General features: G+C 61.0%; 14 protein-coding genes. 3 read left to right on the forward strand and 11 right to left on the reverse strand.

Annotated elements, in window-relative coordinates; all coding sequences use genetic code 11:
- Window positions 1-17: 17 nt before the first annotated feature.
- The 3 genes from KJY40_RS01195 to KJY40_RS01205 all read right to left on the reverse strand — a co-directional run bounded on the left by KJY40_RS01195 (window position 18) and on the right by KJY40_RS01205 (window position 1,001).
- The gene (locus KJY40_RS01195) at window positions 18-482 is read right to left on the reverse strand and encodes an inhibitor of vertebrate lysozyme family protein (RefSeq protein WP_007954053.1); all 465 of its coding nucleotides are present in this window, start codon (window positions 480-482) and stop codon (window positions 18-20) included.
- Between the two features lie 2 nt (window positions 483-484).
- Window positions 485-649 carry a DUF1328 domain-containing protein gene (locus KJY40_RS01200; protein ID WP_003177151.1) on the reverse strand — a complete coding sequence of 55 codons (165 nt, stop codon included), beginning with the start codon at window positions 647-649 and terminating at the stop codon, window positions 485-487.
- Between the two features lie 67 nt (window positions 650-716).
- Window positions 717-1,001, reverse strand: coding sequence for a hypothetical protein (locus tag KJY40_RS01205; protein ID WP_230734498.1), 285 nt, complete (start codon window positions 999-1,001; stop codon window positions 717-719).
- 427 nt (window positions 1,002-1,428) lie between these two features.
- On the opposite strand from KJY40_RS01205, the gene algB reads away from it, so the two are divergent.
- Window positions 1,429-2,775, forward strand: a complete 1,347-nt coding sequence (gene algB, locus KJY40_RS01210; protein WP_025112294.1) for a sigma-54-dependent response regulator transcription factor AlgB — start codon at window positions 1,429-1,431, stop codon at window positions 2,773-2,775.
- A 10-nt stretch (window positions 2,776-2,785) separates the two neighbouring features.
- Window positions 2,786-4,576 carry a KinB sensor domain-containing domain gene (locus KJY40_RS01215; RefSeq protein WP_230734501.1) on the forward strand — a complete coding sequence of 597 codons (1,791 nt, stop codon included), beginning with the start codon at window positions 2,786-2,788 and terminating at the stop codon, window positions 4,574-4,576.
- Here the strand turns inward: KJY40_RS01215 and KJY40_RS01220 are convergent.
- The 7 genes from KJY40_RS01220 to KJY40_RS01250 form a co-directional block, all read right to left on the reverse strand.
- Window positions 4,573-6,189 carry an EAL domain-containing protein gene (locus tag KJY40_RS01220; RefSeq protein ID WP_230734503.1) on the reverse strand — a complete coding sequence of 539 codons (1,617 nt, stop codon included), beginning with the start codon at window positions 6,187-6,189 and terminating at the stop codon, window positions 4,573-4,575. The two genes, KJY40_RS01215 and KJY40_RS01220, sit on opposite strands and share 4 nt — an antisense overlap.
- 72 nt (window positions 6,190-6,261) lie before the next feature.
- Window positions 6,262-7,041 carry an N-acetylmuramoyl-L-alanine amidase gene (locus KJY40_RS01225; protein WP_230734505.1) on the reverse strand — a complete coding sequence of 260 codons (780 nt, stop codon included), beginning with the start codon at window positions 7,039-7,041 and terminating at the stop codon, window positions 6,262-6,264.
- A 101-nt stretch (window positions 7,042-7,142) separates the two neighbouring features.
- The gene (locus KJY40_RS01230) at window positions 7,143-9,233 is read right to left on the reverse strand and encodes a diguanylate cyclase (RefSeq protein ID WP_230734507.1); all 2,091 of its coding nucleotides are present in this window, start codon (window positions 9,231-9,233) and stop codon (window positions 7,143-7,145) included.
- Entirely contained in the window at window positions 9,230-10,108 is an 879-nt protein-coding gene (locus tag KJY40_RS01235) for an endonuclease/exonuclease/phosphatase family protein (RefSeq protein ID WP_230734510.1), read from the reverse strand. Before KJY40_RS01235 ends, KJY40_RS01230 begins: the two co-directional genes overlap by 4 nt.
- A 14-nt stretch (window positions 10,109-10,122) precedes the next feature.
- Window positions 10,123-10,764 carry a thiol:disulfide interchange protein DsbA/DsbL gene (locus KJY40_RS01240; RefSeq protein ID WP_007954043.1) on the reverse strand — a complete coding sequence of 214 codons (642 nt, stop codon included), beginning with the start codon at window positions 10,762-10,764 and terminating at the stop codon, window positions 10,123-10,125.
- Window positions 10,765-10,964: 200 nt separating this feature from the next.
- Complete coding sequence (locus KJY40_RS01245; protein ID WP_039764863.1) at window positions 10,965-11,576, reverse strand: c-type cytochrome; 612 nt, start codon at window positions 11,574-11,576, stop codon at window positions 10,965-10,967.
- Window positions 11,577-11,608: 32 nt separating this feature from the next.
- Window positions 11,609-11,914, reverse strand: a complete 306-nt coding sequence (locus KJY40_RS01250) for a c-type cytochrome (RefSeq protein WP_115079836.1) — start codon at window positions 11,912-11,914, stop codon at window positions 11,609-11,611.
- Window positions 11,915-12,105: 191 nt separating this feature from the next.
- On the opposite strand from KJY40_RS01250, the gene yihA reads away from it, so the two are divergent.
- Window positions 12,106-12,756, forward strand: coding sequence for a ribosome biogenesis GTP-binding protein YihA/YsxC (yihA, locus tag KJY40_RS01255; RefSeq protein WP_003220309.1), 651 nt, complete (start codon window positions 12,106-12,108; stop codon window positions 12,754-12,756).
- A 412-nt stretch (window positions 12,757-13,168) separates the two neighbouring features.
- Here yihA and polA read toward each other — a convergent pair whose 3' ends face one another.
- Complete coding sequence (polA, locus tag KJY40_RS01260) at window positions 13,169-15,973, reverse strand: DNA polymerase I (RefSeq protein WP_230734512.1); 2,805 nt, start codon at window positions 15,971-15,973, stop codon at window positions 13,169-13,171.
- Between the last annotated feature and the right edge of the window lie 15 nt (window positions 15,974-15,988).

Consider the following 15,988-nt stretch of genomic DNA (forward strand, 5'->3'; position numbering starts at 1 on the left):
TTCGGCTGCCCTCGTGTTCAATACCAGTTCGGATCTTTCTTCAGCGTTTCCATCAACAGATCCTGCATGCCCTGGTCGGGCTTGCCGAGGAAGCGGTAGGTGGCATGTCGCGTTGGCGACTTGTCGGCCGGCAGTCCTTCGGGCACATCGACCAGCATGGCGTAAGCGTGTTTCTTGTCGAAGCTGAAGGCGACGATCAGGCGGTGGTTGAGGCATTTGTCCTGCGATTCGCAGAGCGGCCCCACCAGATACTGATCGCCATCTTCAGTCACGGCATTCATCTGTTGGTCCGGCGCGCCGGAGAGGTTCATCACCCATTCCGGCAGGCGTTCTTCCTTCTTCACCACGCCTTCCCAGGTTTCCCTGTATTGCGGGTCGGAACTCAACAGTTCGTTGACCCGCGCCTGGCCGTCATTGGCCGCCATCGCCATGGCACTACCGCCCAGGAGCAGGGCGGCTGCCAGTGTCTTTAAACCCTTCATGTTCAACCTCGACCGCGACGGCCAAAGAAGAAGGAAGCGATGAACATCACCAGGAACACGACAAAGAGAATCTTGGCGATACCCGTGGCGGTGCCCGCGATACCACCGAAGCCCAGTACCGCAGCGATGATGGCAATGATCAGGAATGTGATTGCCCAGCTCAACATGGTGATTCTCCTTGCTTCTATTTAGGGGTGTTGCCGGTCTCGGCGCGGGGGCGCCCAGATTCGTTGATCAGAAAACCCAGCGTTCTTCACGGGGCATGTCGCCCAGTGGCTGTGGCTGGTCGACGTCCATCATGCGCATCGCGCCGTTGTCGGCCTGACTGCTGCTGACGGCGCTGACGTGCGTCTGCGTCGCGTGTTGCATCGAGATCAGGGGCTCAGGTCGCTGACTCTGCTCCCAGCGCAGGTATTGCTGGCAGGCGATCAGCGTGATCAACAGCGCAAGTGCGCCAAACAGGGCCTGCTGCAAGTGCAGTGGCGAGATACGCATTTGGGCGGCACGTGGGCGAGTCATCCTGGGTTCCTCACTCTTATTCGGTTGGGGCAGTGCATTTCTGCCCGGGCTGAGAGAGGTATTGCAGCCTGCATGCCAGCTTTTTTGTTTCAAAAAATCCAATAAAATCAGCTAGTTACAGATGGTGTGAAAATTCCTGACGACGCATCCTGCACGATGACCCGCGCAGGGTCGTGCGTAATGCACGATTATTTCGTAGGAGAAATCATTCTTTTTGAATTGAGGGCAGGGTGCGGATGTCAGAAAAGGAGGCAGGAAACCGCCTTGGAACTGTGCGATGTTTAAAAAATCAACAAAATCAGTGGATTAGCCGTGAGGGCAGGAGAGAGCTACCCTGCTATGACCGGAATCGATCAAAATCAACCATGCAACTTGCCCGATTTTTCCGGGACTAACCCAAGACATTCACTTATGGAGCGTAGGAAAAATGGAATCAGCCACTGAGCACCAAGGCCGCATTCTGCTGGTGGACGATGAATCCGCCATCCTGCGAACCTTCCGTTATTGCCTCGAAGACGAAGGCTATACCGTCGCCACCGCCAACAGCGCGGCTCAGGCTGACGCGCTGTTGCAACGTCAGGTGTTCGATCTGTGCTTCCTCGATTTGCGTCTGGGCGAAGACAACGGCCTCGATGTATTGGCGCAGATGCGCATTCAGGCGCCGTGGATGCGGGTGGTGATCGTCACCGCTCATTCGGCCGTCGATACGGCGGTGGATGCGATTCAGGCCGGCGCTGCCGATTATCTGGTCAAGCCGTGCAGCCCGGATCAATTGCGTCTGGCGACTGCCAAGCAGCTAGAAGTACGCCAGCTGTCGGCGCGTCTGGAAGCTCTCGAAGGCGAGATCCGCAAACCCAAGGACGGTCTCGATTCTCACAGCCCGGCGATGAAAGTCGTACTCGAAACTGCGCGGCAGGTGGCGAGTACCGACGCCAACATCCTGATCCTCGGTGAGTCCGGCACCGGTAAAGGTGAATTGGCCCGAGCCATTCACGGCTGGAGCAAGCGCGAGAAGAAATCCTGCGTCACCATCAATTGCCCGTCGCTGACTGCCGAACTGATGGAAAGCGAGCTGTTCGGTCACAGTCGCGGCGCGTTCACCGGGGCCAGCGAAAGTACTCTTGGGCGAGTCAATCAGGCCGATGGCGGTACGCTGTTTCTCGACGAGATCGGCGATTTTCCGTTGACTTTGCAACCCAAGTTGCTGCGTTTCATTCAGGACAAGGAATACGAGCGGGTAGGGGATCCGGTTACCCGCCGCGCCGATGTGCGTATTCTCGCCGCCACCAACCTCAATCTTGAGGACATGGTGCGCGACGGGCGTTTCCGTGAAGACCTACTCTATCGCCTGAACGTCATCACCCTGCATCTGCCGCCGCTGCGCGAACGGGCCGAAGATATCCTGACCCTGGCTGACCGCTTCCTCGCTCGCTTTGTGAAGGAATATGCGCGCCCTGCACGGGGTTTCAGTGACGAAGCTCGCGAAGCACTGTTGGGATATCGCTGGCCCGGCAACATCCGTGAGCTGCGCAACGTGGTCGAGCGGGCGAGCATCATTTGCCCGCAGGAGCGCGTGGAGATCAGCCACCTCGGCATGGCCGAACAACCGGCCAACAACGCGCCACGGGTCGGCGCGGCACTGAGCCTCGATGAGCTGGAGAAGGCTCACATCGGCGCAGTACTGGCGACCGCCGGCACTCTTGATCAGGCCGCCAAGACCCTGGGGATCGATGCCTCGACCCTGTATCGCAAGCGCAAGCAGTACAACCTGTGAGCACCCGCCGATGAAACTGGCGATGAAGTTGCGGACCCGCTTGTTCCTGAGCATTTCCGCGCTGATCACCGTGGCCTTGCTCGGGCTGATGCTCGGGCTGGTCAGCGTGATGCAGATGGCCGGCACTCAGGAGGCGCTGATCCGCAACAACTTCGTCACCCTCGATCTGGGGCTCAAACTGCGCCAGACCCTCGGCGATCAACTGATCATGATGCTCGCCGAAAAGCCTGACCCCGTGGCGTTCGAGGCGTCCAAACAGCATTACTTCCAGTTGCTCGACGAGGGCATCGCCCAGGAGCAGAAAGACGACGATCGCCAGTATGGATTCAGTCAGGCCAAAGCCGATTACCTGAGCTTCCTCCAGGCGTTCGACATCTCCCGCGACCCGGCTGCTGCCCTGAGCGGCGGTGGCGACTTGCGTGAGCGCTTCAACACCCTGCGTAACGGTTTGATCAGTGAGCACAAGCACGCGCTGGATAACATCAACGCTGTCCAGCACGCTGCCCGTGACCGGGCGCTGCTGATTTCCGGCCTGCTCGGGCTGGTGGGGCTGGCGGTGCTGATCATCGGTTTCATTACCGCCCAAGGTATTGCCCGGCGTTTTGGTGCGCCGATCGAGGCGCTGGCTAAAGCCGCAGACAATATCGGCCAGGGCAATTTCGAAGTGACGCTGCCGGTGTCATCGGCAATGGAAATCAACCTGTTGACCCGGCGCTTCGGGCTGATGGCCGAAGCCCTGCGCGAACACCAGGCGACCAACGTCGACGAATTGCTCGCCGGCCAGCAGCGCTTGCAAGCGGTACTCGACAGCATCGATGACGGCTTGCTGATGATCGACCGTCAGGGGCATCTGGAACACTTGAACCCGGTAGCCCAGCGGCAATTGGGCTGGGACAGCGACCGTTTCGGCGAGGGCCTGGGCACAGCGCTTCAGCGTCCGGAGCTGGATGCACAACTGCAACTGGTATTGCGCGGCGGCACCCTCGAGCGGGCGCCGGAAGACTTGAGCATCGAAGTCGATGGCGAATCGCGCCTGCTGACCTACAGCCTGACGCCGGTCAGCCACACCCAGGGGCATATTCTCGGCGCTGTGATGGTCTTGCATGACGTCACCGAACAACGCGCATTTGAACGGGTGCGCAGTGAGTTCGTGCTGCGTGCGTCCCACGAATTGCGCACCCCGGTCACGGGCATGCACATGGCGTTCGGGCTGTTCCGCGAGCGGGCGAAGTTTCCCCAGGAGTCGCGCGAGTCCGACCTGCTCGACACGGTTAATGAAGAAATGCAGCGCCTGATGCAGTTGATCAACGATCTGCTGAACTTCTCGCGCTATCAGAGCGGTTTGCAGAAGCTCACGCTGGCGCCGTGCTCCATCGAGGATCTGCTGGAGCAGGCGCGTTTGCGTTTCGCCGATTCAGCGGCCGAGAAGGGCGTTACCCTGCAGGTCGAAGCCCAAGGCCCGCTGCCACGCTTGCAGGCGGATCAGGCACAGCTTGATCGAGTCCTCGACAACCTGATCGACAACGCCTTGCGCCACACAGCGCGCGACGGGCTGATTCGGTTGCAAGCCCGGCGTCATGGCGAGCGGGTGATCATCAGCGTCGAAGACAATGGCGAAGGGATCGCCTACGGTCAGCAAGGGCGGATCTTCGAACCCTTCGTCCAGGTCGGCAGGAAGAAGGGCGGGGCCGGGCTGGGTCTGGCGCTGTGCAAGGAAATCGTCCAGCTGCACGGTGGGCGGATGGGTGTTTACTCGCGGCCGGGGCAGGGCACGCAGTTCTACATGGCGCTGGCGGTCTAGGCCTCGTCGTCGATCCGGCGGCCGGCGAGTCGCCGACCACGGGTGATCAGTTCGATGAACTGCACCGCGCTCAAGGCATGGGCGAACAGCCAGCCCTGACCGAACTTCACCCCTTCGCTGCTCAGCAGCTCGGCCTGGGATTCGTATTCGATCCCTTCGGCGATCACCTTCAGGTCCAGCGCCTGGGCCATGTGAATGATGTGCGGCGCAACACCGCTGCTGGCAGCGTCATGGCCGAGGGCGTCGATGAATGCCTTGTCGATCTTCAGGCAGTCCACCGGCAAGGTTTGCAGGTACGCCAGGCTGCAATAACCGGTGCCGAAATCGTCGATCAGCACCTGATGGCCGACATCCCGCAGCGCTTGCAGGTTTTCCCGGGCCACCACCACATCGATCAGGCCGCGTTCGGTCACCTCGAACGCAATCTGCCGCGCCGCGACCCGGTGCAGGGTCAGCAGTCGCGCCATGACCTGGCCGATGCGCGGCACCATCACGTCGCAGGCGGCCAGGTTCACCGAGATGTACAGCTGCGGATTGGCTCGCAGCAGCTGGCCGAGCTGCTCGAGCAAACGTTGCAGGACGAAGTCGGTCATCTGGCGGATCTGCCCGGTGTTCTCGGCCATCGGGATGAACAGGTCGGGGCTGGTCAGCGTGCCGTCCGGCCGGCGCCAGCGCAGCAGGGCTTCGGCGCCGACGCAGTTGCGGCTGTCGAGATCGAAGATCGGTTGATAGAGCACCTGCAACTCGCCCCGACGAATCGCACCGTGCAGCTCGGCATCCAGCGACTGGCGCTGGCGCACGATCCAGAACACCACAACGCCTACCAGCGCACCAAGCACCAGACAGAACGGCACCATCCACCACCAGAGCTCCGGAATGTGCATGCCCGAGCGGGGGGTGATCAGCACCAGTTGGTATTCCGGGTTATCGGTGGGCATGCGGTAGATCAGGTGCGACTGGGTGACTTGCAGCGCATCCGGGGTTTTCGGCGGCCAGGGTTCGGTGGGTGGCCAGGCTTGTGGAACGCCGAGTACCGGAATTGCCCGGGACCCGTGATCCAGCACCACCAACAGGCTGCTGCCCGGCGAAAGGTCGACCATGTCGGTCAAATGCCCGCGTGAAGTGGCGACGCGAAAGTTGCCGCGTCCGAGCATCAGCGCTGCGCGGTTTTCATCGGGTTCGGTGGTGGTGTTCAGCCAGTAGCTGTAGGTCGGGCCTTTGATGTCTGGAGGACGGATCACCGACAGTCCTTCCTGGCGCGGACGGTTGGAGCAGATCCGCGAGGCATCCATGTAGGCGGCTTCGTAGACGAAGCGATAGTTGAAGGTTACTTGCTGCAGCGTGGCGATCATCTCGTCGTCGCAGCTGCGCAAGGGCTGGGCTTCGAGGTCGTCGAGGCTTTCGCGCAACTGGCCGAACAGTTGCTCCAGGCGTGCCAGGAACCGCTCGCCCTGAGCGTTCATTTCCTGGCTTTCGCTTTGCTCGACCTGGCGCATGGCCACGAACAGGCCGCCGGTGATCAGCAGGCTCGCACTGAGGACAGCCGCGATCATCGCCAGAAACCAGGGGCGATAAAACCAGCTACGCAGCGTCTCTCGGGTAGCAACCATCATGGATATCCGAAGAATTACCAATGAGTTATAGCTGCTGATTGCACTTTCGCCCTGACCGTCGGGCGGGCGTCATTATTTTGTCTGATTCAGCACCAGCAGCAACGCTGCCGTTTGCGCGTCCGGCGTACCGTCGAAGCGCGTCGGGCGGTAGTGCATCTGGAAGGCCGCGAGCACATGCCGGGTTGCCACATCCAGCTCGCCGGTCTGCGGCGTCGAATAGCCCAGTCGCGCCAGCTGGCTCTGGAACCAGGTAATGCTCGGCAGCTCGGCGTCGAACTGCGCCTGCTGGCGTGCCACCGCTTGTTCATTGGGCCAGAGCCCCAGCCCTTCGGCTGCCAGGCGCTTCCATGGGAACAGCGGTCCTGGGTCGAGCTTGCGCAGCGGGGCGATGTCGCTATGGCCGATGATGTGGCGCGGGCTGATGCCCTGGCGTTTGCTGATGTCTTTGAGCAAGACGATCAGCGATTGCACCTGAGCTTCGCTGTAGGGATACCAGAGGCGACCGGTCGGTGTGTCCTTGAAGCCTGGGTTGACGATTTCGATGCCGATCGAGCTCGAGTTGAGCCAGGTACGGCCTTGCCATTCGCTTTCGCCGGCGTGCCAGGCACGCAGGTTTTCGTCCATCAGCTTGTAGATGGTGGCGTTCTTGTCGTCGCCGATCAGGTAATGGCTGCTGACTTCGCCGTGAGTCAGCAATTGCAGCGAGCGTTCGAGCGAGGCGGAGGTGTAGTGCACGATCACAAACTGCACGCGACTGTCGTGATTGAGCGAAGGATGGCTGGTGTCAAAACGCGGGCCGCTGGCACAACCGGCCAGGAGGATCAGCGACGCGAGGAGGGTAAAAAATTTCATGGCAGAGGGCAGTACACGCAAGACGATAATGCAACAGTGTAACGTATCGCCTTGCGCTTCGACGCTTGAAGGGCTGATTTAAACAATATGGAACAATTGCCTCAGCCCAGCTCCACCCGGTTCCGCCCTGCGTTTTTTGCCCGGTAGAGCGCCTGATCGGCTCTTTTGAGCACCAGATCGCTGTGTTCTCCCGGCCGAAACGCTGCCAGTCCCATCGACACTGTGATCGTGACTCGCTCGCCCTTGAAGTGAAATGGGCAGGCTTCGATGGCGGCACGCAGGGTTTCCAGGAGTTTGGCGCCGACGGCCGGCGGAGTGGCCGGCAGCAGCAATACAAATTCCTCTCCACCGAATCGGGCAATGAAATCGCTACCACGCAGGCGTTTGCGCAGCACTGTGGCGATGATCTTCAACACCTTGTCGCCGGCCAGGTGCCCGTAGTTATCGTTGATCCGTTTGAAGTGATCGAGGTCGAGCATGGCCAGGCTCAGGGTGTTGCCGTGCTGCTGCCACTGGGCGATTTCATGGTCGAGCCGTTCGGCCCAGGCGGCGCGGTTCGGCAGGCCGGTGAGGGGATCGATCAGGGCCTTCTGGCGCTGCTCTTCAAGGTGTTCGCGATAGCCCAGCGCTTCCTGCTCCATGTGCGCAACGCGCTCGGCCAGGCTTTTCAGGCGTCCGGCGACTTCCTGTTCCCGGGCATCGCGCTGTTTCTGGTGCTGATCCATCGTGCCGAGCAGGCCTTCGAGGTGGTTTTCCAGCACCTGCTTGAGATCATCCAGATCGGCCGCTTCCTGCACGCTGTTCTGCAAGCCGTCGACCTGTTCGCGAATTTGCGTGTCCATCGCCCGCGCCGCGGAGCTGTTGTCGGCGTGGCCTTCGCTGGCGGCCTGCAGGTTGCTCTGGAAGGCTTCGAGGCGTTCGTTGAGTTGCTGCAAATAAGCTTCGAATTCGTGCTGGCCGCTGTCGGTGATGGCCAGCATCAAGGTCGCCAGATCGTCGAGAATCGGCAGCAGTTCGTACCAGTTCAGACCGTTTTTCAGCCGGTCGCGCATCGCTTCGGCTTGCGGGCGGTGGCGCTCCGGCAAGGTCAGGTCGTCCAGCAACCCGATCAGCGTGTCTTCGATGTGTTTGGCGACCGAGCTGTAGGACGGTTCCGGCGAGTCCGGCAGGGCGTAGAGAATGTCGTGCTCGGATTGCTCCGGATCGATTGCGGCCAATGCCTGGGCGATGGGCTCGGGCAGGGGCAGGCTGTCGAGGATCACGGGCGGCGGGGTATTGCCGGGGTGGATCAGTTCGTCCGGGTTGATGGCTGTTGGCACTGCCGGTGCGAAAACCGGAGGAGGCGTGAAGGCCTGCGGCTCCGGTTCTGGCTCGGCGGGTTCTGGTTCGCTGGGGGCGGAGGGGGATTCGGTGAGGATTCTGGCCGGCTCGAAGGCCACCACCTCCGGCTCGGAATGGTACTCGGGGGTTGGCTCCGGAATTTTCGCTGGTTCGGCCACGGGGGCGGCGACCGGTGCTTGGCTGACGGGCGCAGGGGCGACCGGTTCGGTGGTCGTTACAGGCGCTTCCTGCAAGGGCGCGGTTTGATGCGTGACGGGTGGTTGCTCTGTGTGTGCTGGTGGTGCGACCACGACAGGCTGGGTCGCCGTCGCAGGCGCTTCCTCGTTGTCGCGGCTGCCGAACAGGCGCTGTAACAACCCCGGTCGTCCCGGTTCCGCCGGCGTCTCCAGCTGACTCAAGGCCTTGCCCTGCAAACCGCTGAGTTCGCTGAGCAGCAGCGGCATTTCCCTTGCCTGACTCACCCGGCCGTCCAGCTGCTTGGCGAACTTTTTCAGCGGCTGGGCCACATCGCGGGGCAGGGGCAGGGATTGCAATTGAGTAACCAGCGCAGTCAGTGCGGTACTGACCTGTTCGATCCGCGTTTCCCGACGCTGCTCGGAATCGAGCACGGCTTTTTCCAGGCGCGGCAGCAGGGCGGCGAGGCCGGCGTCCATGTCATCGGTGCGCACCACATCGCGCATCTCTTTCATGCACTGATCGACCACGCGATCGGTGCCTTCCGCCGCCAGGGTGCTGCGCACCAGGCCACGGCGCAGCAGGTCGAGCCGGGCGTTCCATCGACGTTCGAGCTTTTCCTGTTGTTCGATGCTTTTGAGGTATTTCTCTTTCCAGCGCTGGGCTTCGTCGCTCATTCAGGGGTTCCGCGAAGGGCAGTGCTCAACGCGGGCAATGCATCAGCCGTGAGCGAACCCGGCAGACGAATCTCTACCGCGACCGGCAGGTGATCGGAAATCGGTTGTGCCAGCACTTCGACCTTTTCCAGGGTCAGGGTCGGGCTGAGCAGAATATGGTCCAGGCAGCGCTGCGGGCGCCAACTGGGGAATGTCGCTTCGAGTTGCGGGGCCAGCAGGCCGAGATCGCGCAACGGCGAGTGTTGCAGCAGATCGCTGGCGTGGGTGTTCATGTCGCCCATCAGCACCTGATGCTTGTAGCCGCCGATCAGCTCGCGAATGTAAGCCAGTTGCATGCTGCGCACGCGGGCGCCGAGCGCCAGGTGCATCATCACCACCACCAGCGCTTCCGGGCCTTCGCCAAAACGCACCAGAATTGCCCCGCGTCCCTTCGGCCCCGGCAGCGGGTGGTCTTCGATCGCCCACGGCCGCAGGCGACTGAGCACGCCATTGCTGTGCTGGGCCAGTCGGCCAAGGTTGCGATTGAGTTGTTGATACCAGTAGGGAAAGGCGCCGAGCTGGGCCAGGTGTTCGACCTGATTGACGTAGCCTGAACGGAGGCTGCCGCCATCGGCTTCCTGCAGGGCGACCAGATCGAAGTCGCCGAGCAGATTGCCGATCTTTTGCAGATTGCTGGAGCGCCCGGGGTGCGGCAGCAGATGCTGCCAGCTGCGGGTCAGGTAGTGCCGATAGCGCTCGGTGCTGATGCCGACCTGAATATTGAAGCTGAGCAAGCGCAGACGGCTGTCTGCGGGCAGGCCCGTCGATTCCAGGTGATGCTCGTTGACCTGCGGATCATGCAGGCCAACGACGCGTTCGGCTCCCCAGCGGCGCATGGCGATTGCCGCGCTTAGTTGGCGGCTGCCTTGTTGGTCGCTCGCTCTTTGGCTACCAGTTGGTCAGCCAGTTTCAGTGCCTGTTCGGCGCCGCCGGCGGAGCCGATGTCGAAGCGGTATTTACCGTTGACGATCATGGTTGGAACGCCGGAGATTTCATACTTCTTGGCCAGTTCGCGGGCTTTCACGATCTGCCCTTTGATGGCGAACGAATCGAAGGTCGCCAGGAACTTGTCCTTGTCCACGCCTTGAGTGGCGAGGAAGTCGGCCATGTCGTTCTTGTCGGTCAGCTTCTTGTGTTCTTTCTGGATCGCGTTGAATACGGCAGCGTGCACGTTGTGCTCAACGCCCATGGCTTCCAGGGTCAGGAACATTTGACCGTGAGCGTCCCACGGGCCACCGAACATCGCAGGAATGCGCACGAAGTTGACGTCGGACGGCAGTTTTTCAACCCACGGATTGATCACCGGCTCGAACGCGTAGCAGTGCGGGCAGCCATACCAGAACAGCTCGACCACTTCGATCTTGCCAGGCACGGCGACCGGTACCGGGTTGCTCAGTTCGACGTAAGGGGCAGCAGGGGCTTCGGCGGCCTGGGCGGTCACGCCGAACAGGCTGGCAGCGACGAGGGCGGCGCTGATGATCAGATTACGCATGCTTTACTCCTGGACAATTTTGGTCGCCTCGCGCGACCTGTTTTCAGACAGATCCTGGCGGGCATGAGTTCTGTAGTGTAACGGCAGCGGCCACAAAAAAGGGCGGCCAAAGCCACCCTTTTTATACTTGCTGCGACGGATTAATCGAGCGTTAACGTGGCAGGCGTTGGCCATCGCACGCAACGCTCGAATCGCGCGTCTTAGTGCAGGCCCTGAATGTAGCTGGAGACTGCCGCGATGTCTTCGTCGCTCAGCTTACGGGCGATGGTGCGCATGGTCATCGCGTCGCCGTCGTTGTTGCGGCCGGCTTCTTCCTTGCGGAAATCGGTCAGCTGCTTGGCGATGTATTGAGCGTGTTGGCCACCCAGGTGCGGGAAGCCGGCGGCTGCGTTGCCGGCGCCGTTCGGCGAGTGGCAACCGGTGCAGGCTGGCAGGCCTTTCTCGAGGTTGCCGCCACGGAACAGGGCTTCACCGCGAGCGACGATCTTCGGATCGGCGGCGCCGACGCTGCCTTTCTGGCTGGCGAAGTAGGCGGCGATATCGGCCAGGTCCTGATCGCTCAGGTTGGTCAGCAGGCCGGTCATTTCCAGAACGGTGCGCTTGCCCGACTTGATGTCGTGCAGTTGTTTGGTCAGGTAGCGTTCACCCTGTCCGGCCAGCTTTGGAAAGTTTGGCGCCATGCTGTTGCCATCCGGGCCATGGCAGGCGCCGCATACGGCGGCTTTTGCCTGGCCTGCGGCTGCATCACCGGCAGCATGGGCGAAGCCTGAGATTCCCACGGTCAACAGCAGACTCACGATCAGTTTGTTCATCAGCTAATCCAACTACGGCTAAGGGTTAAGAGTTATGGACCGGGCTTACTCTCGCTCATCCAGAGGATGAGGGCCTGGTAATCCTCGGCACTGCAGTCCATGCACAAACCACGCGGCGGCATCGCCTTGAAACCCTGGGTCACGTGTTGCACCAGCGTCTCCATACCTTTCGCCAACCTCGGCGTCCAAGCTTCCTGATCGCCTCTTTCGGGCGCCATGGGTAGTTGGCCGGAATGACAGGCTCCACAAACACGGTTGTACACGGCTTCCGGATCCTGTGTAGCCTGTGCGCTGTAAAGCGGCATCAAGACTCCGGCAGCCAGCAGCCATTTCGTCATAAAACGACCTTTTCAGGGTTGAGAGCGTTCTGCGTTCTAATGCGCAATCAAGGTCTGTCGCTCTCGTGAACTTCATCCTTCGCTGGGACAAAGCACACACAAAATCTGCGGCATTATATACTGGCGTCACTGAAACGGAAGCGACACCGCGTTCCGCGCCTAATCCCGGCGCCGCCCACATCGGAAATCCCATGCAACTCAAGAATCCCATCCTCGGCCTGTGCCAACAGTCCACGTTCATGCTCAGTGCCGCCAAAGTCGATCAGTGCCCCGACGACGAAGGCTTCGAAGTGGCGTTCGCCGGTCGTTCCAACGCCGGTAAATCCAGCGCGCTGAACACTCTGACTCACGCCAGCCTGGCGCGCACCTCGAAAACCCCGGGGCGCACACAGCTGTTGAACTTCTTCAAGCTAGACGATGAACGGCGTCTGGTCGACCTCCCGGGCTACGGTTATGCAAAAGTACCGATCCCGCTCAAGCAACACTGGCAGCGTCACCTCGAGGCTTACCTCGGTGGCCGCGAGAGTTTGAAGGGTTTGATTCTGATGATGGACATCCGTCATCCAATGACCGACTTCGACCTGCTGATGCTCGACTGGGCCGTTGCGGCCGGCATGCCGATGCACATCCTGCTGACCAAGGCCGACAAACTGACCTACGGCGCAGCCAAGAACACGCTGCTCAAGGTGCAGTCGGAAATCCGTAAGGGTTGGGGCGATCTGGTGACGATCCAGCTCTTCTCCGCACCAAAACGCATGGGTCTGGAAGAGGCCTACACTGTGTTGGCGGGCTGGATGGAACTGGCGGATAAAGGTGCCGAAGCGGCGACCGAGGCAGAATAAGGGGATTTCAAAACTGTCTGTGGTGCTGCCAGGCAAGGCAAAAGTGCAGTTGAAAAGCGGAGTTTAGGGGACCTAAATGAGCATTTTTAACTGCGCTTTTAACGCAGTCTGGCGGCGCCACAGGCAGTTTTGAGGCAAAAAAAAGCCCCGGACTTCATATGGGGAGGGAGAAGTTCCGGGGTTTAAGTTCCGAACCGCTAGGGCGGGGTTCAGATATCTGCCAACACTTAACACAACATAGGAGCATCGAAGGGCTTCACCAGCCATTCAGTATCTCTGAGTGCCCTGTCGCAAGATTAGTTCAGAATCTTTTCAAAAAACTTTGGAATAAGCTCAAGAACGATCAGGCCTAAGCGCTTTTCGGTGCCCTTGCCGCGACGCTCGGTCGCGGCAAACCCACGTCCCAGACGCCTCAGTGCGCCTCGTCCCAGTTGTTGCCAACCCCTACTTCCACCAGCAACGGCACGTCCAGTTTTGCCGCCTCGCTCATGTGCACACGAATTTCTTCGCGAACCTGATCGACCAGATCCTCGCGAACCTCCAGCACCAGTTCGTCGTGCACCTGCAGGATGACTTTGGCGTCCAGCCCGGAAGCGCTCAGCCAGTTATCCACCGCCACCATGGCTTTCTTGATGATGTCCGCTGCGGTGCCTTGCATCGGCGCGTTGATCGCCGTGCGCTCGGCGGCAGCGCGTTCCTGCGGCTTGTTGGAGTTGATGTCCGGCAGATACAGGCGACGACCGAAGATCGTTTCCACAAAGCCTTGGTCTGCTGCCTGGGCGCGGGTGCGATCCATGTATTCACGCACGCCCGGGTAACGCGCGAAGTAGGTGTCGATGTAGGCCTTGGCGGTCTTGGTATCGACGCCGATGTCCTTGCCCAGCTTCTGCGCGCCCATGCCGTAGATCAGACCGAAGTTGATCGCCTTGGCGCCACGGCGCTGATCGGACGTCACTTCGTTCAGCTCGACCTTGAACACTTCCGCCGCCGTGGCGGTGTGCACGTCCAGGTTGTTGCGGAAGGCGTTCATCAGGCCTTCGTCGCGGGACAGGTGCGCCATGATCCGCAATTCGATCTGCGAGTAGTCCGCCGCCAGCAGTTTGTAGCCTTTCGGCGCGACAAAGGCCTGGCGGATGCGTCGGCCTTCAGCGGTGCGCACCGGAATGTTCTGCAGGTTCGGGTCGCTCGATGACAGGCGCCCGGTCGACGCGACGGCCTGATGGTACGAGGTGTGGATACGCCCGGTACGCGGGTTGATCTGCTCCGGCAGGCGATCGGTGTAGGTGCTCTTCAGCTTGTTCATGGAACGGTGTTCCATCAGCACTTTCGGCAAGCGGTGATCGTCTTCGGCCAGTTTTGCCAGCACTTCTTCGGCGGTGGACGGCTGGCCCTTGGCGGTTTTCTTCAGGACCGGCAGGCCGAGTTTTTCATAGAGGATCACGCCCAGTTGCTTCGGCGAACCGAGGTTGAATTCTTCACCGGCGATCTCGAACGCTTCACGCTCCAGCGCGACCATCTTGTTGCCCAGCTCAATGCTCTGGATGCCGAGCAGCTCAGCGTCGACGAACGCGCCTTGGCGCTCGATACGAGCGAGCACCGGCACCAGCGGGATCTCGATATCGGTCAGCACGCTGGCCAGGCTCGGGATGGCGCTGAGTTTTTCGAACAGCGTCTGGTGCAGACGCAGGGTCACGTCGGCATCTTCGGCGGCGTACGGTCCGGCCTGTTCCAGAGCGATCTGGTCGAAGGTCAGTTGCTTGGCGCCTTTGCCGGCGATGTCCTGGAAGCTCACGGTGGTGTGATCCAGGTACTTCTGCGCCAGGCTGTCCATGTCGTGACGGGTGGCGGTGGAGTTGAGCACGTAGGACTCAAGCATCGTGTCGAAGGCAATTCCGCGCACAGTGATGCCTTCATTCTGATCGCCACCGATGGCGCAGTTGGCGAGGATGTTCATGTCGAACTTGGCGTGCTGGCCGACCTTGAGCTTGCTCGGGTCTTCGAGGATCGGCTTGAGCGCGCGCAGCACGGTGTCGCGATCCAGCTGCTCCGGCACGCCGATGTAGGAGTGAGTCAGCGGGATGTAGGCTGCTTCGTTGGCCTGCACCGCGAAAGACAAGCCGACCAGTTGTGCCTGCTGCGCGTCGATACCGGTGGTTTCGGTGTCGAAGGCAAACAGCCTGGCGTTCTTCAGCTTTTCCAGCCAAACGTCGAATCGCGCCTGATCGAGGATGGTTTCGTACGCGGCTTCAGCCGGAGCGGCAGGCGCTTCTTCCGCAGGCGCGCTGAACAGATCGCCGGCCGGCGCAGGCTCGGTGGCAGCGCTCAGCTCCAGACGCTTGGCGTCCCGCTCCAGATCGTTGATCCAGCTCTTGAACTCCAGCAGGGTGTAAAGCTCAAGCAGTTTGGCCGAATCTTCCGGGCCCATTTGCAGGTCGTCGAGGCCGATATCCAACGGCACGTCGACCTTGATGGTCGCCAGTTGATAGGAGAGGAAGGCCATCTCCTTGTGCTCTTCGAGCTTGGCCGGCAGGGTCTTGGCGCCACGAATCGGCAGGCTCGGCACGATGTCGAGCTGCGCGTACAGCTCGGTCAGACCGCCGTTGACGCCCACCAACAGGCCGGACGCGGTCTTCGGACCGATGCCGGGAACGCCGGGGATGTTGTCGGAAGAATCGCCCATCAGGGCCAGATAATCGATGATCTGCTCTGGAGCGACGCCGAATTTCTCCTTCACGCCTTCCACGTCCATCGAACTACCGGACATGGTATTGACCAAGGTAATGTGGCCGTCGACCAGTTGCGCCATGTCCTTGTCGCCGGTGGAGATGATCACCGGGCGATCGGCGGCCGCGCTGCTGCGGGCCAGGGTGCCGATCACGTCATCGGCCTCGACGCCTTCGACGCACAGCAACGGGAAACCGAGGGCTTTTACGCTCTGGTGCAGCGGTTCGATCTGCAGACGCATGTCGTCGGGCATGCTCGGGCGGTTGGCCTTGTATTCGGCGTACATCTCATCGCGAAATGTCCCACCCTTGGCGTCGAACACCACGGCGAACGGGCTATCGGGATACTGCTTGCGCAGGCTCTTGAGCATGTTCAGCACGCCTTTGACCGCACCGGTCGGCAGGCCTTTGGAGGTGGTCAGCGGTGGCAGCGCGTGAAAGGCGCGGTACAGGTAAGACGAACCGTCCACCAGGACGAGGGGGGCTTGGCTCATGAGCAGAATCAACCT

The organism is Pseudomonas fitomaticsae, from assembly GCF_021018765.1.
Classification (GTDB): Bacteria; Pseudomonadota; Gammaproteobacteria; order Pseudomonadales; family Pseudomonadaceae; genus Aquipseudomonas; species Aquipseudomonas fitomaticsae.